The 22833-nt window shown below is 31.3% G+C and carries 26 protein-coding genes; 16 read left to right on the top strand and 10 right to left on the bottom strand.

Annotated elements, in window-relative coordinates; genetic code table 11:
* The first annotated feature begins 206 nt into the window (after positions 1-206).
* Both proC and AC2LE6_RS04945 read left to right on the top strand, forming a co-directional pair.
* The gene (gene proC / locus AC2LE6_RS04940) at positions 207-1007 is read left to right on the top strand and encodes a pyrroline-5-carboxylate reductase (protein ID WP_484478148.1); all 801 of its coding nucleotides are present in this window, start codon (positions 207-209) and stop codon (positions 1005-1007) included.
* A gap of 230 nt (positions 1008-1237) precedes the next feature.
* A complete protein-coding gene (locus AC2LE6_RS04945; RefSeq protein WP_484478149.1) occupies positions 1238-1993 on the top strand; it encodes a CPBP family intramembrane glutamic endopeptidase in 756 nt (251 codons plus the stop codon).
* 26 nt (positions 1994-2019) lie between these two features.
* Here the strand turns inward: AC2LE6_RS04945 and AC2LE6_RS04950 are convergent, their stop codons facing one another.
* The 4 genes from AC2LE6_RS04950 to AC2LE6_RS04965 are packed head-to-tail and all read right to left on the bottom strand — an operon-like array spanning position 2020 to position 5123.
* Positions 2020-2814 carry an ABC transporter permease subunit gene (locus AC2LE6_RS04950; RefSeq protein WP_484478150.1) on the bottom strand — a complete coding sequence of 265 codons (795 nt, stop codon included), beginning with the start codon at positions 2812-2814 and terminating at the stop codon, positions 2020-2022.
* 10 nt (positions 2815-2824) lie between these two features.
* Positions 2825-3628 (bottom strand): ABC transporter permease subunit, encoded by an 804-nt coding sequence (locus tag AC2LE6_RS04955; RefSeq protein WP_484478151.1) that lies wholly within the window; start codon positions 3626-3628, stop codon positions 2825-2827.
* 8 nt (positions 3629-3636) lie between these two features.
* Positions 3637-4509: an ABC transporter ATP-binding protein gene (locus AC2LE6_RS04960; RefSeq protein WP_484478152.1), complete on the bottom strand. Its 873-nt coding sequence runs from the start codon at positions 4507-4509 to the stop codon at positions 3637-3639.
* A 2-nt stretch (positions 4510-4511) separates the two neighbouring features.
* Positions 4512-5123 (bottom strand): TetR/AcrR family transcriptional regulator, encoded by a 612-nt coding sequence (locus tag AC2LE6_RS04965; RefSeq protein ID WP_484478153.1) that lies wholly within the window; start codon positions 5121-5123, stop codon positions 4512-4514.
* Positions 5124-5302: 179 nt separating this feature from the next.
* Here AC2LE6_RS04965 and AC2LE6_RS04970 point away from each other — a divergent pair, with 179 nt between their 5' ends.
* The 5 genes from AC2LE6_RS04970 to AC2LE6_RS04990 all read left to right on the top strand — a co-directional run bounded on the left by AC2LE6_RS04970 (position 5303) and on the right by AC2LE6_RS04990 (position 9538).
* Positions 5303-5968 (top strand): putative ABC transporter permease, encoded by a 666-nt coding sequence (locus AC2LE6_RS04970; protein ID WP_484478154.1) that lies wholly within the window; start codon positions 5303-5305, stop codon positions 5966-5968.
* A gap of 40 nt (positions 5969-6008) precedes the next feature.
* Positions 6009-6959: a diguanylate cyclase gene (locus AC2LE6_RS04975; protein WP_484478155.1), complete on the top strand. Its 951-nt coding sequence runs from the start codon at positions 6009-6011 to the stop codon at positions 6957-6959.
* Between the two features lie 120 nt (positions 6960-7079).
* Positions 7080-7820, top strand: coding sequence for an MBL fold metallo-hydrolase (locus AC2LE6_RS04980; protein WP_484478156.1), 741 nt, complete (start codon positions 7080-7082; stop codon positions 7818-7820).
* A 117-nt stretch (positions 7821-7937) separates the two neighbouring features.
* Positions 7938-8588, top strand: a complete 651-nt coding sequence (locus AC2LE6_RS04985; RefSeq protein WP_484478157.1) for a deoxynucleoside kinase — start codon at positions 7938-7940, stop codon at positions 8586-8588.
* A gap of 77 nt (positions 8589-8665) precedes the next feature.
* Positions 8666-9538 (top strand): ribokinase, encoded by an 873-nt coding sequence (locus tag AC2LE6_RS04990; protein ID WP_484478158.1) that lies wholly within the window; start codon positions 8666-8668, stop codon positions 9536-9538.
* Positions 9539-9573: 35 nt separating this feature from the next.
* On the opposite strand, the gene AC2LE6_RS04995 is transcribed toward AC2LE6_RS04990, so the two are convergent.
* Positions 9574-11097 (bottom strand): BMP family ABC transporter substrate-binding protein, encoded by a 1524-nt coding sequence (locus tag AC2LE6_RS04995; protein WP_484478159.1) that lies wholly within the window; start codon positions 11095-11097, stop codon positions 9574-9576.
* 69 nt (positions 11098-11166) lie between these two features.
* On the bottom strand, positions 11167-11724 hold the full coding sequence (locus AC2LE6_RS05000; RefSeq protein WP_484478160.1) for a hypothetical protein: 558 nt from the start codon (positions 11722-11724) through the stop codon (positions 11167-11169).
* Positions 11725-12441: 717 nt separating this feature from the next.
* Between AC2LE6_RS05000 and AC2LE6_RS05005 the strand changes: the two genes are divergently transcribed.
* Genes AC2LE6_RS05005 through AC2LE6_RS05025 form a run of 5 tightly spaced genes read left to right on the top strand, consistent with a single transcriptional unit; the run spans position 12442 to position 15071 of the window.
* Positions 12442-12768 (top strand): YbjQ family protein, encoded by a 327-nt coding sequence (locus tag AC2LE6_RS05005; RefSeq protein WP_484478161.1) that lies wholly within the window; start codon positions 12442-12444, stop codon positions 12766-12768.
* 2 nt (positions 12769-12770) lie between these two features.
* Positions 12771-13211 carry a hypothetical protein gene (locus AC2LE6_RS05010; RefSeq protein ID WP_484478162.1) on the top strand — a complete coding sequence of 147 codons (441 nt, stop codon included), beginning with the start codon at positions 12771-12773 and terminating at the stop codon, positions 13209-13211.
* The gene (locus AC2LE6_RS05015; protein WP_484478163.1) at positions 13211-13417 is read left to right on the top strand and encodes a hypothetical protein; all 207 of its coding nucleotides are present in this window, start codon (positions 13211-13213) and stop codon (positions 13415-13417) included. Before AC2LE6_RS05010 ends, AC2LE6_RS05015 begins: the two co-directional genes overlap by 1 nt.
* Complete coding sequence (locus AC2LE6_RS05020; RefSeq protein WP_484478164.1) at positions 13414-14313, top strand: ABC transporter ATP-binding protein; 900 nt, start codon at positions 13414-13416, stop codon at positions 14311-14313. The genes AC2LE6_RS05015 and AC2LE6_RS05020 overlap by 4 nt, the downstream gene beginning before the upstream one ends.
* Positions 14310-15071, top strand: a complete 762-nt coding sequence (locus AC2LE6_RS05025) for an ABC transporter permease (protein WP_484478165.1) — start codon at positions 14310-14312, stop codon at positions 15069-15071. The genes AC2LE6_RS05020 and AC2LE6_RS05025 overlap by 4 nt, the downstream gene beginning before the upstream one ends.
* 25 nt (positions 15072-15096) lie before the next feature.
* On the opposite strand, the gene AC2LE6_RS05030 is transcribed toward AC2LE6_RS05025, so the two are convergent.
* Both AC2LE6_RS05030 and AC2LE6_RS05035 read right to left on the bottom strand, forming a co-directional pair.
* Entirely contained in the window at positions 15097-15459 is a 363-nt protein-coding gene (locus tag AC2LE6_RS05030; protein ID WP_484478166.1) for a methylglyoxal synthase, read from the bottom strand.
* Between the two features lie 10 nt (positions 15460-15469).
* A complete protein-coding gene (locus tag AC2LE6_RS05035) occupies positions 15470-16054 on the bottom strand; it encodes a hypothetical protein (RefSeq protein WP_484478167.1) in 585 nt (194 codons plus the stop codon).
* Between the two features lie 89 nt (positions 16055-16143).
* Here AC2LE6_RS05035 and AC2LE6_RS05040 point away from each other — a divergent pair, with 89 nt between their 5' ends.
* Positions 16144-16962, top strand: coding sequence for a hypothetical protein (locus tag AC2LE6_RS05040; RefSeq protein ID WP_484478168.1), 819 nt, complete (start codon positions 16144-16146; stop codon positions 16960-16962).
* A gap of 33 nt (positions 16963-16995) precedes the next feature.
* Here AC2LE6_RS05040 and AC2LE6_RS05045 read toward each other — a convergent pair whose 3' ends face one another.
* Together AC2LE6_RS05045 and AC2LE6_RS05050 are read right to left on the bottom strand one after the other, a co-directional pair.
* Entirely contained in the window at positions 16996-17304 is a 309-nt protein-coding gene (locus AC2LE6_RS05045; protein WP_484478169.1) for a thioredoxin family protein, read from the bottom strand.
* Positions 17288-17500, bottom strand: coding sequence for a 4Fe-4S dicluster domain-containing protein (locus tag AC2LE6_RS05050; protein ID WP_484478170.1), 213 nt, complete (start codon positions 17498-17500; stop codon positions 17288-17290). Before AC2LE6_RS05050 ends, AC2LE6_RS05045 begins: the two co-directional genes overlap by 17 nt.
* A gap of 149 nt (positions 17501-17649) precedes the next feature.
* Here AC2LE6_RS05050 and AC2LE6_RS05055 point away from each other — a divergent pair, with 149 nt between their 5' ends.
* The 3 genes from AC2LE6_RS05055 (at position 17650) to AC2LE6_RS05065 (ending at position 22761) form a co-directional block, all read left to right on the top strand.
* Positions 17650-18018: an ArsR/SmtB family transcription factor gene (locus AC2LE6_RS05055; protein ID WP_484478171.1), complete on the top strand. Its 369-nt coding sequence runs from the start codon at positions 17650-17652 to the stop codon at positions 18016-18018.
* Positions 18018-20417, top strand: a complete 2400-nt coding sequence (locus AC2LE6_RS05060) for a heavy metal translocating P-type ATPase (RefSeq protein WP_484478172.1) — start codon at positions 18018-18020, stop codon at positions 20415-20417. Before AC2LE6_RS05055 ends, AC2LE6_RS05060 begins: the two co-directional genes overlap by 1 nt.
* Positions 20418-20505: 88 nt before the next feature.
* Complete coding sequence (locus AC2LE6_RS05065; protein WP_484478173.1) at positions 20506-22761, top strand: ABC transporter ATP-binding protein/permease; 2256 nt, start codon at positions 20506-20508, stop codon at positions 22759-22761.
* Positions 22762-22833: the final 72 nt, after the last annotated feature.

Here is a 22833-nt window from a genome sequence, read left to right on the forward strand (position 1 = left end):
TGCCTTACAAGCAAGGGGTCACTGGTTCGAGCCCAGTATTCTCCACCATTTGAACACGTTACCGAGAATTTATAAGTATTCTTATACTTTATATGGATTCTCGGTTTTTGTATGCAAAAAATAGTCTTGTTAGTTTTGTTGTTAATCGTGTTATACTCACATAGAGTATAAAGAGTTAAATTAAAAGTATAGACGGAGATGATTGTATGAATATGAAGATTGGAATTATCGGAGTAGGAAATATGGCTACAGCTATATTTGAGTCACTTGTTGAAAGTGAACATCAACATTCAAAATCAGTTTATTTGTATGATATTGACACGGATAAGACTTTAAAACTAAGTGAAGATTATGGTGTTAATGTAGCAAGCAGTATAACTGATATTGCTTCAAAGTGTGATGTGATAGTTTTAGCAGTTAGACCCCAAGACTTAGAAACTGTATTTGATGAGTTATCTAAAGTGTTAACTAATCATGTTTTATTCTCGGTTGCAGTTGGGATTACTTTGGACAAACTGGAGCTTTTAGCAAAAAAAGATGTTACGATTGTGAGAACTATGCCTAATATTGGTGCAATGATAGGAAGAAGCATAACATCATATTGTGTTAATAAGGATGTATCTGAGAATCAATTTAAGGTTATTGAAACTTTTCTGAACTCATTTGGTAAAGCAGTAGAGATTAATGAAGATAGTTTTGATGAATTTACAGCATTGTGTGGTTCAGCACCAGCATTTTACTTAGAGATAATGGATTCTATGATTAATTATGGTTTGACGAATAATTTTACATATGAGGATTCAATAAAGATGGTATCAGAAACAATGATAATGTCTGCAAAATTACTTCAAGAATCGGCATTGAAGCCAAAAGAACTGATAGGAAAGATTGCAACTCCAGGTGGTACTACTGAAGCTGGGTTAAATGTACTAAGAGACTACGATGTGTATAATATAATCTCAGAAACGTTGAAAGCAACTGCTAGAGAGTCTAAGAAAACTAAGTGATTCATTATTAAAGGGTGGCTTTTCCACCATGAGATTAATTTGTCTTATATAATGTAAAGCCAACACAAATGAAGTATTTGTGTTGGCTTTTTTGAGTTATAGTTAGTTTCAAGTGGATAGGTCCCAACAAAACAGAACATATTGATTAATTCTGTAGTGCACCATTATTGATAATAATTTTCCACTATATTATGATGTTTATATAGTTAACTTATCGCGAGGTAGAACATATGAGAAGAATAATGATATATTTGATGGTTACATTTGGGTTTTCATGGACTCTTTGGGGAATAGATTATCTTAGTCAAAAAGATTATATTCCTGAACCATTTGGTTTAGTTGGAAATCTAGCTATATTAGGTCCGCTTGTTGGATTTCTTTTTGTTAATAGAAATGATGGAAAAAATAATGTTTCGGAGATCAAGAATCTGTTTAAATCAAAGTCTAGGAAATGGATATACTGGTTTGCGCTAGTTTCTCCATTTGTTTTGAGCTTCATAGGGTATATATTGGTTGTTATACTGAACAATGAGGAGTTCATTTTAGGTTTATCAGTTCAAATGATCGTTCCTGTAGCGTTGATCATTTTAGTAGTTGGAGGCCCTATAGAAGAATTTGGTTGGAGGGGGATTTTACATCCTTCAATTAGAAAGAAGTATGGGGTATTGTTAACAACATTAATAATTGGATTGATTCATGGGTTGTGGCATATACCATTACATTTTTTAGAGGGAACTGTTCAAATCGAGATTCCTATCATTGAATTTACAATGATGACTGTTCTTATAACTTTTAGTTATTCATTTATATACGAGTATAGTAGTGGGTTTAAACCAATGTTAGTATTACACTGGTTCGCTAATTTATCTAGTGCATTATTTATGTATTGGACAACATCTGCTGGAAGGTATTATTTCTTCGGAATAGTTTTAGTATTCGATTTGGTTCTTTATTTTGGATTTCTACGGAGAAAAACTTCGACGTAAAAAAAAGGATGCAATATGCATCCTTTTTATATATATAAATCTCTTTTATTGTAGAAATAAAACAATCCAGTTATTGAAGAACCAACGATTATTATTGTCAGTATTATGTACTCAAGTGGGAATACCCCGTTTAACATGTTACCTACATTGAAGTATTGAAATGGTGTTACATACTTCATGAAATCAATCTTATCTGTAACTTGTGTTAACATGTTAATCATAAATGTAACAATCAGTATTGCTAATGTAATTGATCCTGATTTTTTATACTGTTTCAGAATGCTTGATAATACCAAGCCGATAGACATATAAATCATTTGGATTAAGAATACACCAATTGTAAGGTTCATTAGAAATGGTGCGAAGTTATCTGAAGGAGCAATTCTACCAAATGCCCAGAAACAAAATAGTAGTAACCCTATAGTCATCATAAGATTATAGAATATTGCCACAAGCAGCTTACTAAACAACACTTTTTTTCTTGTAACTGGTAAAGTAAAGATATACTCAGCTGTTTTATCTCGCTCTTCTTTTGATATAATTCCACTACCAATCATTGCTGCATAAATGCCAAGTGGTAAATATATGTAGAATGACATAAGGCTTAGATATCCTTCAGGTGTAAGTATATCAATATTGTCAACACCTAAAGCTCTGAAGAAAATTTCAAAGGTAGGGTTATTCATCATATCCGCTATCGCTTCATTCTCCGCAAAGACACTGTATTCGGTACTTGCTAAGAAAAATAATGTTCCTAATGAAATAAACCATATTAAGAATCCTTTAAGATTCGCTTTTATTTCTCTGTTAAATATATTCATTATAGACCCCCTACAATGAAGCGATATTTCGTCTTAGATAGAGGAAATAGCTTCCGAAGAATGATGTTAGTATAATTGTTATTGAGATAATTGTAGGTATCAAATCGTATGTACCATCAATCAAGATGAATCCTGGATCAAAATGATTATATGGAGATAGAACATCTAATGATTCAGATGATAACATTTTACCTAGTGATGCTAAGATAAACATACCAAATCCTAGTCCCATTGAGAAACTGATAACACTTGGTACTTTTTTTACTAACATTGATATAAACATTCCAACTGTTAAGAAGAATAATTGGAACAATACAATTGATGAAAGGTATACAATTATTTTGAACATTTCAGGGTTCTCTGAACCCTTAAATAAAGCAATTGCTAGTAAAGATGATACCCATATACCGACATTAGTAATTGTAAGACTAAGGAATGCTGCTGTAAATTTTGATGTATATATTGTTTTTCTTGATATTGGTTTTGTTAAAAGGAAATCCGCAGTTAATTCACGTTCCTCAACACTAAGGATATTGAATCCGTAGTTTGAAGCTTGAATTGCGATAGGGATTAATACAAATGACATAGTTAAAGAATAGTATCCCATTATTGTCATAATAGGGAGATCCTGATTAATACCAAACAATCTCATCATTTCAGGTGGAAATGCTGCGATCATCTCATTAAAAGGTTCTGGATCCGCTGCTACTGCAGGAAAGAATGCTAAGTACATGAACATAAAGAACATGATTGATGAAGTCCAAATTATAATAGACTTAACATATCCTTTCATCTCGAATTTAAATATATTCATATCATCACCTACTCGTAATAATGCATAAAGATTTCTTCTAGTGTTGGCTCTTCAACTAATATGTCAGTTAGTGTAAGTGGAGCTATTATTTTTACTATTTGGTTTACATCACCTTTGAAGAAGAAAGTAACTTTAGAATCTGTAGATTTTAACTCTGAAACACCTTCGATATTAAATTTACCACTATTTAAGCTGGTTCCTTTTATTGTGAATTTCTTGTAATTATCATCCTGCATCGCATGGATATCTTGGATTTTGATGATTTCACCATCTTTAATGATCGCTACACGATCACAAAGCTGTTGAACTTCACTTAATATATGTGAACTAAAAAGTACTGTTGCACCTTTTTTATTCTCCTCTGAAATAAGCTTGAAGAATTTTTGTTGCATTAAAGGATCTAGACCTGAAGTAGGTTCATCAAGGATTAGCAGTTTTGGTGAATGAAGCAAACCTTGAACAATACCTACCTTTTTCTTGTTACCATATGATAAGTCTTGAATTTTACGATCTAAATCTAACTCCATTATTTCTGCTAACTCATATATTCTTGATTCACAGTCTTTATCATAGAAACTAGCTGAGTATTTTAATAGATCAATTACTCTCATCTTGTCATAATAGAAGATTTCTGAAGGTAAGTACCCTATTTCTTTTCTTATCTCAGGACCATCAAGTATGGCGTCTTTTCCAAAGATAGTAGCAGAACCACTTGTTGGGTAGATTAAAGATAACATAGTTCTGATTGTAGTAGATTTACCAGCACCATTAGGCCCAATGAACCCAAATATCTCTCCCTCTTTTACAGAAAAGTCTACATCTTTACAACCTTTAACATCTCCATAATACTTTGTTAGTTTATTAAATTTTATAACATCCATGTTTATTTCTCCTTTTTGTATAATATTTTTTTAATATCTTCGAATTGAGTTTTATAGTATTGGATAATTTCATTAAATGTAAGCTTTTTATCCATTTGATCAATTTCAAATAAGATTTGATGATTATATCTACCAATAACTTTTATAGCTAAGTCTTTAGGTATATCATCTTTAAACAACGAAAAGTCTATATTCTCATATAAGAATCTTTGTCCAAAATTACTTGTCATTTCATTTAGGAGCTTCATATAGTCCTCATGAGACATTGTCTTATAGTATTTGGCTAGGAATAAAAATAGGTTCGGGAACTCATCAGCCAACTCTAATTTAAGAATGGCCTGACTCTGAAGTCTTTGAATGTAATCTTGTTCATCCAGTATGTTCTCTTGATTCAACTTGTTTACAACTAGGTGGATGCTTCGTTCCACTAGATAGTTGTAGAAATCATCTTTATTTTCGAAGTAGTGATAGAAAAAACCTTTTGAAATCTTTGATTTTGTAAGTATCGTATTTAATGACGACCTTTTGTATTCTTGTGTTGCGAATTCATTGTAACCGTTGTTTATAAGTTCTTTTTGTTTAGAATAATCAATACTATCAAAATTATTTTTCATATAACACCTCGATTCCACTCTTATCAACATTATAGACCACTTTGGTCTAAATGTCAATTATGGATACTAGAGCTAATAATGAGATCAGTTAAATTATTGAATGATTGGAATCGTTAGCCTTAATAACAATATTATATTCTTTGTATTGATGATATAATGTGTATGTCAGGGGTGTCAATATGAGTAACAGTAATATAACCAATACAAGAGTATTTGCAAAGGATTTATCATTTTATAAGTATGTTTGGTGTTTTACAATTGGATCAATATTTGGCGTAGTTTATGAGGAGATAATTGCATTCATTAAATTAGGGTACTACGAAAGTAGAAGAGGTGTAGTCTTTGGACCATTTAATCCGCTTTATGGTGCAGCGTTTGTCATATCTATATTATTGTTCCACAAATACAAGAGTCCAATAAAACTATTCCTTATTGGTAGTGTTTTTGGAGGAGTATTCGAATATATTCTAGGATTAGCCCAGGAAATATTTATAGGTACAAGATCATGGAGTTATGAAGGCCAGTTCTTGAATATTCACGGAAGAACATCTGTTGTTTATGCATTGATATGGGGGTTTTTTATTGTTCTATTTGTCAAAGTAATCTACCCATTTATTAGCAAATATATAGAACGGCTTCCCATAAGACCTGGGAATATGATAACCAAAATTCTCATAGTGTTTATGGCACTTAACATGTTTGTAACATTTTCGATGTTGATTAGATTCAACTTGAGAAGTAACGGATTTGAACCGTTAACACCACTTGGTGAATTATATGATAATGTATTTAATGATGATGTTGTTTATAAGCTATTTCCAGATATGATACCACTTGAGGAGTAGTTAAAACAGATAAAGGATTTAATTATAAGGAGGGTTTCATATGGACAAGAAAACGATATTAGTCATTGAAGATGAACCAACTATTAATAGAATCATTTCAAAATATTTTAGAAAAGAAGGGTACAACGTTTTAAGTGCTCTAGATGGGTTAAAGGGATTAGAGGTATTTCATAAAAACAAAATTGATTTAGTTTGTTTGGATATTATGATGCCAAATATAAATGGTTGGGAAGTCTCAAAGACTATTCGGGAAACATCTAACATCCCAATCATATTAATGAGTGCGTTGAGTGAAGAAGAGGATATTCTAAAAGGCTTTTCTTTGAAAGTAGATGATTATGTTACTAAACCATTCAAGCCATCAGTTTTAATCGCAAAAATCAAAAGTCTGTTTGAGCGTATTGATATTGAAAGACAGTTCAATGCAATCGAAGGGACGTTTGACATAGAGGGTATTAACTTTGAGTTAGCTACATTTGAAAAATCAGATGCATTGAGAGAATTACTTACTCATGATGAACTAACTGGAGTGGCAAATCGTAGATATTTAGATTTTCATATTGAAAACTTATTAAAACAAGCAAGAGATTTTAATAATGAGTTTGGTTTACTATTTGTAGATATAGACCATTTTAAACATGTGAATGACACATACGGCCACAACGTTGGAGATGTATGCTTAAAAGAATTGTCATCAATCATTAAAAAAAGCATTAGGAATAATGATGTGATTGGAAGATGGGGCGGAGAAGAGTTTCTAGTGATTATTCAAGTTGAAGATGTTAAACATCTAACAATAATTGCTGAGAAATTGAGAAGTATTGTCGAAGATTATCGATTTGATAAATCTGATACAGACATAAAACTAACAATCTCTGTTGGTGGTACAATGTGTGTTTCTGATGATAGCAGTGAAAGTCTCATAAAAAGAGCGGATGGGTATATGTACTCATCAAAGAATACAGGTAGGAATAAAATAACAATTAAATAAGGAACACTTTGAAAGTGTTCTTTTATTTTTGCTCTATTGCATATAAATTAGCTAAGATAAATTTATGTTAACTTTATGAGTGTGTTATAATTAATTTGAAAATAACTATAGAGGTGTTTTATGAAGAAAATTAAAGTGTTAGATAATTTTTATATGTATCAATTTGAACCATTCGAGCAAAGGATACTTGGACAGAACATATATGTATTATATGGTGATAAAGAATGTATAGTCTTTGATGCTGGGTATGAAGTACATATGAAGCAAATGATAAACGAGTTAAAAGACTATAAGATTAAATATGTAATATGCACCCATTTTCACCCTGATCATGTATATGGATTAAATGAATTACCTAAGCAAGAAGTGATAGGTAGCATCGAGTATAAAGAGACATTAGAGTTCTTTGATGATCTTGATAACGAATTACTGATACCAACTATACTGGTAGAAGATGAAATGACTATAAAGTTTGATAATCATGTTCTTAAGTTGGTTTTGAATCAAGGACACTCAAAATGTGGGATGTTGATTGATGTTGATGGGACGCATTTACTTATAGGAGATGACTATATAGCACTGAATGACGGAAGACCCGTATTACCATACGTAGCTGGAACGCTTGATATGCATATCAGTGGTTTGATTAACATATTGAATAGATTCAAAGGATATACGTTCTTGCCATCTCACGGTAAAATCACTACAGATATTAAAGATATAGAATATAGACTAAGGTATTTAGAGTTCTGTAAGTCACAGAATAAAAACTTGTCTGAATTCTACAATGATGATGACATAAACTATATTAATGAAAATTGGCATAACGTAAATATAAATAAAATAAAAAAGGCTAATTAGTGGCCTTTTTTTTATGGTTTTGTGTTAAAATCTTCATATAATAAGGAATCATATCCTAGTATCTTTTTTAGAGTAATTGACATCTAAAAATAATACTTAATACACAAGGAGAATACAATGAGAATAGGAATTATCGGGCCAATCGGGTCAGGAAAATCTACTTTATCAAAACTGTTATCTGAACATTACAATGTACCGTTGATTGAAGAACCAGTTGAAAAAAACGAGTTTTTACCATTATTTTATGAGAATAAGGAAATGTTTGCTTTATTAAGCCAAAACGCTTTTTACTCTTCACTATTTTTATTGATGTGGAAATCAAGACATGAACAATCTTGTATTTTTGATTCTACATTGTTTTCAAACCTAGTATTTACTGAACTACTAAGATTAGAAGGAATCATGTCAGCGTACGAAGTTGCTCTAACATATGCTATAGCTGACGAGCATTTAAAAAGATTACCTGATGTAGATATTCATGTTGTATTAGTAAATGAGGAAGAAGAGTTATTTAATAACGTCAGAAAACGTGGTCGTGAAATGGAACAAGATCAAATAGAGTATCTTGAATTTCACTATCGCAATTACAATGAAGTACTAGACAGAATCTTTAAGAATTATCAAGTTCCTCAGGAGAAAATCTTATATCTAAAAATGAGTGATATCTTTGTTAAGGATGAATTTAATAGAGTAATCAACGTTATTGAAGATTTCTATAAAACGATACCAAAAAACTTATTAGCCAATATTGATCAATATAAAGAATAAAAACAAACACCTTTAATTGGGTGTTTTCTATTTCTTGAATTTAATCTGTGCTATAATTGTATAGAAGGAGTGGTTTGATGAAAGCTATTGTCATTGGTAGTATTAATATTGATCGAGTATTAGAGGTTAGAAAGATTGTAAAAGATGGTGAGACGATATCTAGTAGCTCTCAAAAGAAGTATCTTGGGGGAAAAGGATTGAATCAAGCGATTGCATTAAGTAATATGTTTGAAAATACATATTTTTACGCTAATGTAAATCCTAATAACAAATTTGTTGTAGATCACATGAAAGAACATATCTATAAAAAAGACTACATACATCATCTCGAAGAACAAATGGGGGAGGCATTTATCCAAGTGAATAAAAATGGAGAGAATGCCATTGTTGTTTCTTCAAATTCAAACCATATGATTGATATTTTAGACGTTACAAAAGTGCTGTCAGAGTTTAAAGATGGCGACTTTATTATTTTACAGAATGAGATTAACAATGTAGAAGACATCATTGATATAGCAAAAGAAAGAGGAATGAGAGTTGTTTTCAATCCTTCACCTATAACTAGTGCAGTCAATCCATCGTTAATAAGTAAAGTAGATTATTTGGTACTTAACAAGGCTGAGTTAGCTGAAATTACGGATATTCATTGGACTAAAGAATCAATTGTGAAATTCAAGAAAGAATACCCAAGTGTTAGATTGGTTGTAACCCTAGGAGAAGATGGGGTAAGATACATTTATCAAGATAAAAAAAGCAAAGTACATGGAAAAGAAGTTGAAGTAGAGGATACAACTTGCGCAGGAGATACATTCTTAGGATATTTCATAGGAGCAGTGCTGAATAAGAAAACAATAACAGAATCCTTAGAGATAGCAACAAAAGCTGCTTCAATTTGTGTAAGTACAAAAGGAGCTAGTAACTCTATACCTTCTAAAGAACAAGTGTTATAAAGTATAAAAAAAGATAAAACTTAGGTTTTATCTTTTTAATTTGTCTCTATGATCTCTCTACGGAAATTACTAATGTCGTCTCCAAGAAAACTAATTAATGCATCATAACTGTCTGGAATGACTATTAAACCGGTTTTGATATCATTGGTTATTTCTAAGAATATAGTGTCCTTAAATACTTCTAGGTTACCATTATCGTCTTTTATGTACACAACATCATTATCTACACCATAGTAAGTATAATCTCCAGTAGGAAGTGAGTTGTTATAATACTGGTCTAGCAAATCATAAACAAGGGTATCGTAGCCCTTCATTATTGTTGTTACTAAACTACTTGGTCCATAAATAGTATCTAGTTCAGCATTTATAACATGTTTTCCTGCAAAATTCGCAGCTTTAACAACTGAATTTGCGCCATTCATTGTTGTTGTGAATATCACATCTACCCCTATAGAATACATAAATGCTGCTTTTGCCTGTAATGTTTCTGTTTCTACAAACGTAGGCTCATAGACATATGTACCTTCATTAAAGGTTATATCTAACTCTAACTCATAGGATGCATAATACGCACCTGCAATGAATCCAATACCATAGCTTCTTATTGGTGGGATATCTACGGATCCGATATAACCTAAATTAGTGTAGCCTTCTACTACCGCAGCATATCCAGCAAGGAAACCAAGTTCATTGTGATTAAACAAAGCAGAAATGGTGTTATCTCCTACATAGAATTCAGGAACTTCATTATCAGGATTATCACTTGAAAGGAGTAAGAAATTATTTGGTGTACCATCAATAATAACGATTGTGATATCTGGGTACTTCTCTTGTAGATAGTATGCTATGTTTTCATACATGAATCCTGGAAGTACAATGACGTCAGCTCCTTCTGATACTGCTATTTCAGAAACATCTATCATGTCGTCTAGGTCTAAAGAAAGTGGTTTATAGTATTTAAGTGTCTTATCATTTTCGGATGCATAATTTAAAGAACCTTCATACGTTAATTCATAAATAGTAGACTCATCATATCCTGATGGTCCTACAAGTATTGCGATGTCAATCTCAACTTCTGGCTCATTTTCAATAAATGCACCATATAATGTAGTATCCATTATTACATTAATACCAGTTGATAAAGAAATCATACTTTCATCAACATACCAGCCATAAAAAGTATAGCCTTCTAACACCGGAGTATCCATTACTGCATTATCACCATGAATAACTACCTCTTCAAAACTATACACATCGTATCCTTCAATAACGTAAGTTATCTTATGTGAAACAAGAGTAATTTTAGCAAAAAGCGTTGTATCTTGCTTTATTATATGTGAATCAAGATACTCAGAATTGAATTCCTCATCATAGTACCATCCTAATAGCTCATACCCATCGCTAAATGTTAAATCAGGTAATTCAAAGGATCCATCAACTATGGTAATGGAATCTATATATTGCCCATCTGTACCGGTGTCAAAAGAAACGTGAATTTCATTTTCACCACAACCACTCATAAAGAAAATCAGTATAAATAAAAGAATTGTTTTTTTCATTGTAAAACCTCCGACAATTATCAGTATTATAACATGATTCTGACAAATAAAAAAAGCTCAAATGAGCTTTTATCTTCGTCTGAATCTGTCAATGATTAAAAATAGGAACAAGAAAGGTATAAACGAATAGGCAACAGAAACTAAATTGAATAAAAAGATATGTACATTTAGGAAATACAATCCAATCAGTAACAATACAAGAAGCACTATGTTTCGAATCTTTCTTTGTTTAACAAGGAACTCACCACTTTTGATTAGGGCTTCATTACTTGAACCAATGATAGATGACACTGCTTCTAATTGCTCTACAGTGTCATTTAATGTTTCATCATTCTCACTGTATATATCGTATTTAACATTGTCAACACCATTTGTATTTGAATTAATCTCAAACAATGTGTTTTCATTCTTGAATTTTATTCTAATCCCAAAAAAGCCTTTGCGTTTTAATAGTGGCTCAATTTCATTGTATTGATCTGCGAATACAAAGTTATTTGGTTCTCCATAAACCAATTCTAAAAACTCATATCCTTCGCTCAACATGTAATCCACAATAGATTTCAAAATTGCTTTTCTCTTCCATAACTTGCTCTTTGAACAAATAACTCCACGCTTATGTAAGTTCATGATATTCCCCTGTCTTAAAATAGTTATATATATATCAATAAAATGCTTGCTACTATATTATACCCCACAACAATAAAAAAAGTAAAATCCAAAAAAACTTGTACACTTCATAGCGCTAAAATAATTTGCATTTTCTAAGTAGTGGAAACGTTATCAAGGTATGAAAAACGGCTTAAATAAAAGAATTTGAAACTTTTTTAACATTTCTCTTTACAAGGATTTTCTTTTATGTATAATAGAAAAGGTTGTGGAAATATACACATTAATTTTCACACGATATAGAACAATTTTAGAAGGCTAAAAAATCATAGTACACGGAGGTATAAGGATGTCTTTTTCAAGTTTATCAGTTGACACAATGTTCGATATGATTAAAATCGAACAAGCAATTCTTGTTAAAAAAGCTACAACAAAGAAAAACAAAACAGTTAAATAACAAGCATATAAAGACCTTAGGGTCTTTTTTTTGTATTTATTGAATTCTTGTTTACAAAACAAATGATTTCATATATTATAGTTTATGTTGTGCAAAGCGCGACAGATATAAGTTTTTAGAAACTTCTAAAATTTTATATTCTACTTAGAATGGAAGTCGGATTTCGAATCCAGCTTTTTTTCTATACTTTTTGGGATATTAAATAATAAAAAATAATTTTCTTGAATATGGCGAGTAACCGTTGTATAATCAGGGTATATAAATATAAGGAGGACAAATAAATGATAAATAGAGAAATGTTAATGACTATAAATGAGGTACCTGGAAGAGAAATAGTAAAAGTTTTAGGTTATGTTAAAGGTTCTATAGTACAGACAAAACATATTGGAAAAGATATTATGGCAAGTTTACGATCTTTAGTTGGGGGAGAAGTTAAGGGATATTCAGAAATGATGAATGAAGCTAGAAAAATAGCAACTGAACGTTTGTTGCAAGACGCTGAAGCACTAGGAGCAAATGCGATTATCGGATTTAGATTGCAATCTTCAACAATTATGGGTGGTGCTGCAGAAATCATTGCTTATGGAACTGCAGTAGTAGTAGATTAACAATGAACCATACAATGGAGAGAACTCCAAGAATTTTAACAAAAATTGGACTAGTTCTAGAATTTCTATCAGCATCTGGTGCTGTATTGGCTTATTTTCTATTTGAGCATTTTTGGAATAGAGACATATTTTTAGATTTAGATCCAACTACAACTCCTGGTGAATTAGATTTTATTGAGTTGATTGGGCCATATGTAAAAGGATTTTTGATAGTAATGGCAATTATTGGATTCATTATCTTTATAGTGAATTATATTTTGTTTAGCGGTCTATATAAAGAGAAGTACACACCTGAAAAAGCAAGAAAAGTGTATACATATCAGTTCGTTTGGGGAATTATTCAGTTATTCTTCAATACTGTGACAGGGATTTTGTATCTAATTTCAGGGAATCAAGGTAGAAACGGACAAGTCGACAAACCTTTTACTAGGGAGGGAATCTAATGGAGTTAATACTTGAATTATTACCAATACTTATCCCAATTGTAATTATTGAACTTGGATTACGAGTATATGCAATTATTGATATTGTTAAACTTGAAGAAAAAGAAATCAAAACAAGATGGTTCAAACCAGTTGTTTGGATAATCATTGTTGCAGTTGTAAACCTTGCATGGATTGTATATTTAGTAGCAGGTAAAGAAGAGTGAGTGCTATTCAAATCAATTCATTAAATAAATCATATAACAAGCATCTTGTACTAAAGAATTTATCTTTAGATATTAAAAAGGGCGAAGTATATGGTTTTATTGGTATGAATGGAGCAGGGAAAACAACAACAATAAATTTAATTATGTCTTTGATTCAAAAGGACTCTGGTGAGATAAATATATTAGATGAAACGATTGAATACACAAATCAAGCATATAAATCTCACATCGGATTTGTTCCAGATGTACCAATGTTTCCAAAACATATGAATGCTAAAGAATACTTAAAATACACATTAGAACTATTTGGTAAAGTTTACGATAAACAATTAATCCAAAGCACTTTGGACTTTGTTTCATTAGGTACAACAAATAAGAGAATCCATACATATTCAAGAGGTATGAAGCAGAGACTCGCAATCGCACAAGCATTGATTCATGATCCTGAAATACTTATTATGGATGAACCAACAAGTGCTTTAGATCCAAAAGGTAGAAAAGACGTAATGGATATAATCAAAGAACTAAAAGGAAACAAGACCATATTTTACTCAACACATATACTTGATGATGTTGAAAAGGTATGTGATAGAATTGGTATTCTTCATCAAGGAGAATTGGTGCTTGAAGATACAATTGGTAATCTACAATCGAAATTTTCATCAAACGAATATAAAGTTCTTATTGATAATGACTTCGGTGATGAAGCATCATATATTGATGAAAAGATTTATGAGAGTATTGCACAAAATGAGAATGTTATAACTATAAAATTAAAAGAAGATATAAAATCTTCTGATTTAATCAGTGAACTAGCAAGACTTAAACTTGAAGTAAAAGCTCTAAAACAACAAAATAAATCTATTGAAGAAATATTCATTGAGGAAACAAAATGAAAACATTGATGAAATATGATTTAATTCTCTTAAAGAGAACTTCTAAGTTTATAGTTTTTCCAGCAATTGGAATCTTCTTTGCAATATTATCTCCGGTTACAGCAAAATACATGCCTGAGATACTAGAAGCTTTACTTGGTGCAGAAGGAATTAATTTGGGGTTGCCAGAGGTAACGGTAAGTGATAGTTATTTACAATACATAGGGAACCTATTCGATATATTCTTGTTCGTAACAATATTTGTAGGAGTATCTTTGTTTATGAAACAAAAAAACAAAGGAGAACTACCACTAGTGTTAAGCAAGCCTATAAAAAGATCAAATTATTTGATCTCTAAATTATCAGCTTTCTCAATTCTAATCATTAGTTCACTAGTTGCTAGTGGAATTGTATTCTCGTTATACACCTATTATCTTTTTGGTACTGTTGATATAATGTTAGTATTAAACATTACACTAATATATTTTGTGTATACAATATTTATTCTTTCTGTTTCGATGTTCATGGCAATGTTTATGAAATCATACGCAGGAGCAAATATAATGACTTTTGTGGTTTATATAGTATTTAGTATACTTGGAGCATTTTCAAAAGGTGTATTAGATTATTTACCTGGTAGAGTAACTCAAAGAAGTGTGGAATTAATTAGAAGTTCAACAGAAATGAATACAATGTTACCATTCACGCTTGTGCTTGTATCACTTAGTACAATATTGATTTTGGTTAGTATATTGAAATTTAAAAAGTATGATATATAAAAAGGATGCAACTTTGCATCCTTTTTTATTTAAGTGTTTGAAAGAATAATTCTGCTGTATTAGTATTTGAAGCAAGCGGTATTTTATAAACATCCGCTAACCTAAATAAAGCAGAAACATCTGGTTCATGTGGCTGTGCAGTTAAAGGGTCTCTGAAGAACACTATAATATCGATATCTCCGTTAGCTACTCTAGCTCCTATTTCTTGATCTCCACCAAGTGGTCCTGATCTAAAACAGTGTATGATTAATCCTGTTTCTTTCATTATTATATGCCCTGTTGTTCCAGTCGCAAATAATTGATGGTTCCTTAATTCTTCAACATGTTTCTTGCAGAAAGCGATCATTTCATCTTTCTTTTTATCATGTGCTATTAATGCCATTTTCATATTCTATACCTCATTTTCTAAGCAGTTGATCAATGAATACCAATTGAATGATTATAATAACAGCCTCTTTAAACAAAAACTGTTGACTAACAAGCATCCAAATAAAAGTATGTATCATTGTCATATCATATGTCTTCTCGTATAAGTAAAACATTATTGCCCTATTTTGTGTTAACAGTATAAACCCAAACACTATAATTGTAATCATAAAATTTTTTGAGATTCCAAAATCTTTATGGGATAGTATAGATATTACTATAAGTGATATTAAGACAGCTATTCCAAGATAACCTATGAATACTGTGTTTAAAGAGTCGAATGAATAATCGTTAAACATTAGTATTATAAGCTGTAGAGCAGTATAAGCTATAATGATTATTGAGATGATAAATAAGTAAAAATCTTCATCTCGTTCTTTTAATATTATAATTGGAAATATAAACCCAAACATAAATGGTAATATAACAGTTAGATTATATAAGAAATCTCCATTACTTCCATATTGTGCTTGGAAAGGAAGTAACATTCCGATTGTAAGTACTGGCCCTAATATCCCAAGGACAACTAGAATGCTTAACTTTAACTCTTTTCTCATCCATGCATCACCTCTATTATATTATATCATAAGATTTCATAAGAAAAATCATTATCTTTGGTATAATGTAAAAGGAAGAGAGGTGTATTATGAACAAGACATTTATATATAGGAAACATATAAGAAAGATGAAATACTTTTCATTTGTATTTATGGCAATAGGTATTATGTTTATCTTGTTAGAGTTATCGGGTGTAATAAACGACTCAGATGGATTTGGATATTATCTTGGTTTATTCATGATCGTTTATTTTGGATTAATAGGTCTATTGATTTATAGAATGGCTACAACTGAGATCACTTTAACAGAGACAGGAATACATTATAAGAATTCATCTAAAGATTTCGTGATACGATATGAGGATATTCAAGAAATCAATACAGCTGCAGTTAGAAACCTCGGAGGTTTTTTTACAATTGTTAAAGATAAGAAGACCAAAATTAGAATTACTGTTGTCTTAGAGGGTATTCATGAATTTGTTTATTTATTAAAAGAACAGTGTGATAAAAGAGAACTTGATATATATGACGAGCAGAAATTGTTCAAGTTTTATACTACAGCATATTATTCAGATACCTCGTGGGTAAGAGTGTATTCTATCTTTGTAGAAATGGTAATATATTTTGTACTGATGATTGTACTTGTTAATCTGATGATGATATTTGGAGAAAATATGGAGACTCAAAGTAACTTCTTGTTGGTATTTGGTGGGAGTTTAATTGTATGGGCAATATACTATCTATACTATGAGATAGGTGTACTTGCAAAATTTATAAACCAAAATACTAATCCATCAAACTGGGAACTTCCAGATGTTGATATGGATACTTCAAAAAAGCATGTGATTATGACTTTGAGGATACTTTTTGGATTTGTAGCACTAATGTTTTTAGTTTTCATGATATAACAAAATAAAACCTAGCATAATTTGCTAGGTTTTTTATTGGAACATTTCGATTAGTCTTTCTACTTTGCTGTAGTTAATATATCTGCTCTCTCTTAGTAATTCTTTCCCTTTACTAAAAATAAGGACAGTAGGTACACTGAATATTAAGTGTTTCCCTCTAAATTCATCTACATCATCTATGTAAACAGTTGATATATCTATCTTATTTAAGTTCTTTACATTACTCTCTAGTGTGAACTGTACAGATTTACATGCTGAACATGTATGTGATTTCGCAATGATCATTACTAAATCTTCTTGAATAACGTTTTCTATTTCCTTAATACTATCCAGTTGTTTCATCTGAGTTTACCTCCACTATATTCAATGCTTTTGTTGGACATGCATATAAACAGCCCCAAGCATTATCACAAAAGATACCTGTATTATATGCCTTTTTGGAATCTTTGTCCATTTTAAGAGTACCTGTCGGGCAAATACGCGTACAAATACTACAACCAATGCATTTCTCTTCTATTACGTTTACTGTGTAAGCCATATATTACACCTCCAAACCGATAGTTAGTATACAAACAATACAGCATATTGTCAATAGGTTTGTTTATAAAAGTGTTTTCTTAAACATAAAGTTTGTATATTCCTTGCACGGAATATAACGAAATGGTAATATACGTTTGAGGTGATACTATGAAAAGTATACAGTATCTGAAGACAATTAGTAATGAGACAAAACTAAGATTGGTAAGTCTTTTACTGGAGAATGAATTATGCGTTTGTGAATTAGAAGAGATTCTACTTATCAAACAGGTAAATATATCTAAGAACTTAAATAGTTTAAAAGAAGCTGGAATTGTTGATTCAAGAAAAGATAAGCAACGAGCTTTTTACTATCTTTCAGATGAGTTTATGAAGAACAGTCATTTAGTTGAACATATAAGAGAGCTTAAGCTCCAAGAAACAGTGTTAAAGAATGATTATGATGAGTTTTTAAAACATGAAGATGTGAAAGATCAAAGTATTTATGTTTGTAATATATTTAGAAACGAGGCAAATTGATGATTAAGAAATCAATGAGAGTAGATGGAATGACTTGTGCAATGTGCGCTAAGACCATTATAAACACCTTCGTGAATTATGAAGGTATTGAAGCAAAAGTAAATGTTGGAGCTGGTAAGGTATTGTTCTCTTATGATGAGAATAAATATTCTTTGGTAGAGATAGCTGGTATTGTAAAAGAGATAGGTTATGTTCCAGTTTTAGAGGAAACATTAGAAGATAATAAAAAACTAAGAGTAAAAATGAGAAGAGAAATATATATAGCAGTTTTTTTTAGTATTCCATTATTATGGGCAATGTTTGGACATCTAGAGATTACATCCTGGTTAGATGTACCTAAACTATTAATGGATGGAAGATTCCAATTAATAGTAGCCGGTGTTGTTCAGTTCTATATAGGTAGAAGGTTTTATATTGGTGCATATCATGGAATTAGAAAGAAAAGTCTAGGGATGGACATCCTTGTTGTACTTGGTACAACAAGCGCATATGTTTATAGTATGTATTTACTATATCAAACACTATGGGTAGCTGGGATTCACAATCATGAGTATTTCTTTGAAATCAGTGCATTAATCATCACGATGGTATTAATTGGTAACTACATTGAACATCTTGCAAAAGAAAGAACTACTGACGCTCTTGTGGAGTTAATGAACTTAGGAGCAAAAGAAGCAAGAGTAATCAAAGATGGTGTTGAGGAAATGATTGACATAGACGAAGTATACCTCGGAGATCACATAATTGTTCTTGGTAATGAGAAGATACCTGTTGATGGAAGAATCGTTGAAGGTAAATCATTTATAGACGAATCAATGATTACCGGTGAAAGTGTGCCGGTAGAAAAAACCGTGAAAGATAATGTTATTGGAGCAACAATGAATCTAAGACAAAGAATAGTAATTGAAGCTACTAAAATTGGTAGCGATACATTATTATCTCAAATAGTATCATATGTTGAAGAGGCAAGTGCTGAAAAACCACCAATTCAAAGAACAGCTGATAAGATTGCATCTTGGTTTGTACCTGGAGTTGTAAGTATTGCGATCATAAACTTCATTATTCATTTCGCTATACTAAGTGATTCGTTCACATATTCATTTACTACAACGATTGCTATATTAGTAATTAGTTGTCCGTGTGCTCTTGGTCTAGCAACACCAACAAGCATTCTAGTAGGAAATGGGAAAGCAGCTCAGAACCACATATTATATAAAGGTGGAGAATTCTTTGAATTAGCCAATAAGATACAGGCTATTGCATTTGATAAAACAGGTACACTGACAGAAGGAAAACCTTCTGTAACAGATTATATTGGTGATAAATCAGTAATTGATTACTTATATTCAATTGAAAAAGAATCAACTCATCCTATTAGTATCGCTGTACAAGCATACTGTGAGGACAAAGATGCCAAGTATTTAAAAGTAAACAACTTTGATACCCTTGAAGGAAAAGGAATCAAAGCTACTATAGATAATAAAGAAGTATATGTTGGATCAATCAAGGTATTAAAAGAGTTGGGAATTCAAGTATCTACTTTTGAAGAAGACTACAATAAATTATTAAGTGAAGCTAAAACTGTTAACTTTGTAGTTATTGATAGTGATATAAAAGCAATGTATGCAGTTAGAGATGAGATCAAAGATACCACTCCAATTGTTATTAAGGAAATGAAACTTAGAGGTCTGGAACCGTATATGATCACAGGTGATAATAAAGTTGTAGCTCACGCTATAGCTAAAGAACTTGGTATTGAACATGTATACGCAGAAGTGTTACCTCAAGAAAAAGCAAGTATTGTTGAAGAAATCAAACAGACTGGAAAAGTAACCGCATTTGTTGGAGACGGAATCAATGATGCACCCGCTTTAAAACTTGCGGATGTTGGATTCGCAATGGGACATGGGACTGATATCGCAATTGATAGTAGTGATGTAACTTTGATGAGTTATGATCTTGGTTTGGTTATAAAGGCAATAGATATGTCAAAAGCAACATTAAGAAATATTTACCAAAACTTTGGATGGGCATTCAGCTATAACTTAATAGCAATTCCAATGGCGGCAACTGGAAACTTATCTATGGCTTTAGCTGCTGTAGCTATGGCATTCAGTAGTATAATGGTAGTACTAAACGCATTGCGTTTAAAAACATATAAATTACCTGATTTTAAATCAGAAACTATAAAAGAAGGAGGACAAATGATGAAAGTTAAAGTATCTAATATGACATGTGGACATTGTAAAATGACAATTGAAAAAGAATTACAGGCAAATGGATTTGATAATGTAAACATTGATTTAGAAAACAAAATCGTTGAAGTTGAACTTAACGGAAAAGCTGAAAGTGATGTTGTTAGTATCATTGAGTCTAAAGGTTACGAAGTAGAGTTATAATTAAAAGCGCAATTTTGCGCTTTTTTTATACAGTCGTTTTATTCGTAATCTTTACAAAATAGGAGTATAATGTTAAAGAGGTGATTATATGCTTGAATTAAAGAATATAGTAAAAGATTATAAAACGGGAGATACAATGTTCCGTGCAGTTAATGATGTAAGTTTGACATTTAATAAAGGTGAGTTTGTCGCAATCCTTGGACCAAGTGGTTGTGGGAAAACAACAACTTTAAATATTATTGGTGGATTAGACAGATATACAACTGGAGATTTGTTAATAAACAATACATCAACAAAAGAGTTTAAAGAGAAGAACTGGGATGCATATAGAAATAATAGTGTAGGATTTGTTTTTCAAAGTTATAACTTGATAAATCATTTATCAGTCTTAGATAATGTAGAATTAGGATTAACACTATCAGGTGTTGGTCTTTCTGAACGAAAAAAGAAGGCAATTGAGGTTTTAAAACGAGTTGGACTTGAAAAGCAATTACATAAACGTCCAACTAAATTATCAGGTGGAGAAAAACAAAGAGTCGCAATTGCTAGAGCTCTTGTAAATGATCCGGATATTATCCTTGCCGATGAACCGACAGGGGCATTAGATAGTAAAACTGCTCATGAGATTCTATCTTTGATAAAAGAAATCGGGAAAGATAAACTTGTAATTATGGTTACACATGCAAGAATGTACGCTGAGGAGTATTCAACAAGAATCGTTGAACTACTTGATGGTGAAGTAATAAAAGACACAACATCAGAAGAAAATGTTGTTGATCAAGATAGAGAATACAAACCAAGAAAAACAGCTATGAATTTTATGACGGCATTAAAGCTATCATTTAACAACTTAAGAACAAAAAAACTAAGGACGGTTATTACCGCTCTAGCCGCCAGTGTTGGAATCATTGGTGTTGGACTTGTATTATCAATTAGTAATGGATTTAGTAAAGAAATAGATGCTATTGAAAGAGACCAATTGGTCGGGTTGCCTATATTGATAGGTAGAGAAGAAATGCAGGTTGGTTTTGATCAAGCAGGAGCTACTACGTTTGTACCATCCGATTACGATGATGATGAGATTGTAGTATATGACCCATCAGATTTAGTACATAGAAATGTATTTACTGAGGATTTCATAACGCATCTTGAAGCACTTCCTTCAGAAGTGTATTCGAATATTCATTATGAGTATGGTTACGTACCTGTAATATTATCTGATATTAGTGGTGCTGCTGAAGTGGTAGATCTTGGACAAGTTGGATTTAGTAGTTTTATTGTCCCTGACGATCAGATTAGCGAATTTTATACATTACAAGCAGGATCTTATCCAACGAATAAGTATGAAGTAGTACTTATAGTTGATGAGTGGAATGTAATTGAGAAAGAAGTTATGGAAGCTCTTGGGTTCGATACTTCAGTTACAATACATTTAGATGATGTAATTGGAGAAAAACTATATCTTGGAAAGAATGACGATTTCTATGTTGAACAGTTTGGTTTATTTCTACCGAATTTCAATGGACTTGATGATGTAGTTGATAATGCTGTTGAAGTAACTATAGTTGGTGTTATCCAGGCAAATGACAACGCACTTGAATTTGGAAGTCTGGGTATTAAATATTTGTACTCACTTAAAGATGAATTGCATGAAATAAACTCAAATTCAACTATATGTACAATACAAGACGGCCAAATGAATAGTGTTTTTGATACTTCGGTATTAACTGAAGATGAGAAGGAAATGCTTTTAAGTTTTATCGGTTGTAATACTACTGATCCGTTCTTAATTCAAATCTTTACTGATAGTGTTGAACACAAAGATGCAATCAAGGATCACATTGCATTGTATAATGTAGATCAAGATATGGATTCTAAGATTTTTGAAACAGATTTAGCTGAAGCAATTGGTGATACTTTAGGAACATTGATTACTTCAATTAGTGTTGTGTTAAGTGCATTTGCTTCAATATCATTGATTGTTTCGAGTATTATGATAGGAGTTATTATCTATATAAGTGTATTAGAAAGAACAAAAGAGATTGGTATTATCAGGTCTCTTGGTGGAAGAAGAAAAGATATTTCGCGAGTATTCAATGCTGAAAGCATAATAATTGGAGCTTTTGCTGGATTACTAGGAATAACAATTACGTTCTTATTAACATTCCCTATTAACGCAATTGCCTCAAGTTTCGATGAATCTTTAAGCACAGTTGCACAAGTAAATGTTATCCATTTGATATTATTAGTATTGGCATCAACATTCTTAACATTCATAGGTGGTTTAATTCCTTCTAGAATCGCTTCTAAGAAGAATCCTGTAGATGCATTAAGAGTAGATTAAAAAGCGCTGTTTAGCGCTTTTTTTATTAAGACATATTTGTCGTTTCAAATTGGCGTAATCAGTGTATAATTA

This window comes from Candidatus Izemoplasma sp., assembly GCF_982632705.1.

Excerpts from the sequence above, each read along its gene's own strand:
- proC (WP_484478148.1), top strand. The coding sequence starts at position 207 with ATGAATATGAAGATTGGAATTATCGGAGTAGGAAATATGGCTACAGCT.
- AC2LE6_RS04945 (WP_484478149.1), top strand. The coding sequence starts at position 1,238 with ATGAGAAGAATAATGATATATTTGATGGTTACATTTGGGTTTTCATGG.
- AC2LE6_RS04950 (WP_484478150.1), bottom strand. The coding sequence starts at position 2,814 with ATGAATATATTTAACAGAGAAATAAAAGCGAATCTTAAAGGATTCTTA.
- AC2LE6_RS04955 (WP_484478151.1), bottom strand. The coding sequence starts at position 3,628 with ATGAATATATTTAAATTCGAGATGAAAGGATATGTTAAGTCTATTATA.
- AC2LE6_RS04960 (WP_484478152.1), bottom strand. The coding sequence starts at position 4,509 with ATGGATGTTATAAAATTTAATAAACTAACAAAGTATTATGGAGATGTT.
- AC2LE6_RS04965 (WP_484478153.1), bottom strand. The coding sequence starts at position 5,123 with ATGAAAAATAATTTTGATAGTATTGATTATTCTAAACAAAAAGAACTT.
- AC2LE6_RS04970 (WP_484478154.1), top strand. The coding sequence starts at position 5,303 with ATGAGTAACAGTAATATAACCAATACAAGAGTATTTGCAAAGGATTTA.
- AC2LE6_RS04975 (WP_484478155.1), top strand. The coding sequence starts at position 6,009 with ATGGACAAGAAAACGATATTAGTCATTGAAGATGAACCAACTATTAAT.
- AC2LE6_RS04980 (WP_484478156.1), top strand. The coding sequence starts at position 7,080 with ATGAAGAAAATTAAAGTGTTAGATAATTTTTATATGTATCAATTTGAA.
- AC2LE6_RS04985 (WP_484478157.1), top strand. The coding sequence starts at position 7,938 with ATGAGAATAGGAATTATCGGGCCAATCGGGTCAGGAAAATCTACTTTA.
- AC2LE6_RS04990 (WP_484478158.1), top strand. The coding sequence starts at position 8,666 with ATGAAAGCTATTGTCATTGGTAGTATTAATATTGATCGAGTATTAGAG.
- AC2LE6_RS04995 (WP_484478159.1), bottom strand. The coding sequence starts at position 11,097 with ATGAAAAAAACAATTCTTTTATTTATACTGATTTTCTTTATGAGTGGT.
- AC2LE6_RS05000 (WP_484478160.1), bottom strand. The coding sequence starts at position 11,724 with ATGAACTTACATAAGCGTGGAGTTATTTGTTCAAAGAGCAAGTTATGG.
- AC2LE6_RS05005 (WP_484478161.1), top strand. The coding sequence starts at position 12,442 with ATGATAAATAGAGAAATGTTAATGACTATAAATGAGGTACCTGGAAGA.
- AC2LE6_RS05010 (WP_484478162.1), top strand. The coding sequence starts at position 12,771 with ATGAACCATACAATGGAGAGAACTCCAAGAATTTTAACAAAAATTGGA.
- AC2LE6_RS05015 (WP_484478163.1), top strand. The coding sequence starts at position 13,211 with ATGGAGTTAATACTTGAATTATTACCAATACTTATCCCAATTGTAATT.
- AC2LE6_RS05025 (WP_484478165.1), top strand. The coding sequence starts at position 14,310 with ATGAAAACATTGATGAAATATGATTTAATTCTCTTAAAGAGAACTTCT.
- AC2LE6_RS05030 (WP_484478166.1), bottom strand. The coding sequence starts at position 15,459 with ATGAAAATGGCATTAATAGCACATGATAAAAAGAAAGATGAAATGATC.
- AC2LE6_RS05035 (WP_484478167.1), bottom strand. The coding sequence starts at position 16,054 with ATGAGAAAAGAGTTAAAGTTAAGCATTCTAGTTGTCCTTGGGATATTA.
- AC2LE6_RS05040 (WP_484478168.1), top strand. The coding sequence starts at position 16,144 with ATGAACAAGACATTTATATATAGGAAACATATAAGAAAGATGAAATAC.
- AC2LE6_RS05045 (WP_484478169.1), bottom strand. The coding sequence starts at position 17,304 with ATGAAACAACTGGATAGTATTAAGGAAATAGAAAACGTTATTCAAGAA.
- AC2LE6_RS05050 (WP_484478170.1), bottom strand. The coding sequence starts at position 17,500 with ATGGCTTACACAGTAAACGTAATAGAAGAGAAATGCATTGGTTGTAGT.
- AC2LE6_RS05055 (WP_484478171.1), top strand. The coding sequence starts at position 17,650 with ATGAAAAGTATACAGTATCTGAAGACAATTAGTAATGAGACAAAACTA.
- AC2LE6_RS05060 (WP_484478172.1), top strand. The coding sequence starts at position 18,018 with ATGATTAAGAAATCAATGAGAGTAGATGGAATGACTTGTGCAATGTGC.
- AC2LE6_RS05065 (WP_484478173.1), top strand. The coding sequence starts at position 20,506 with ATGCTTGAATTAAAGAATATAGTAAAAGATTATAAAACGGGAGATACA.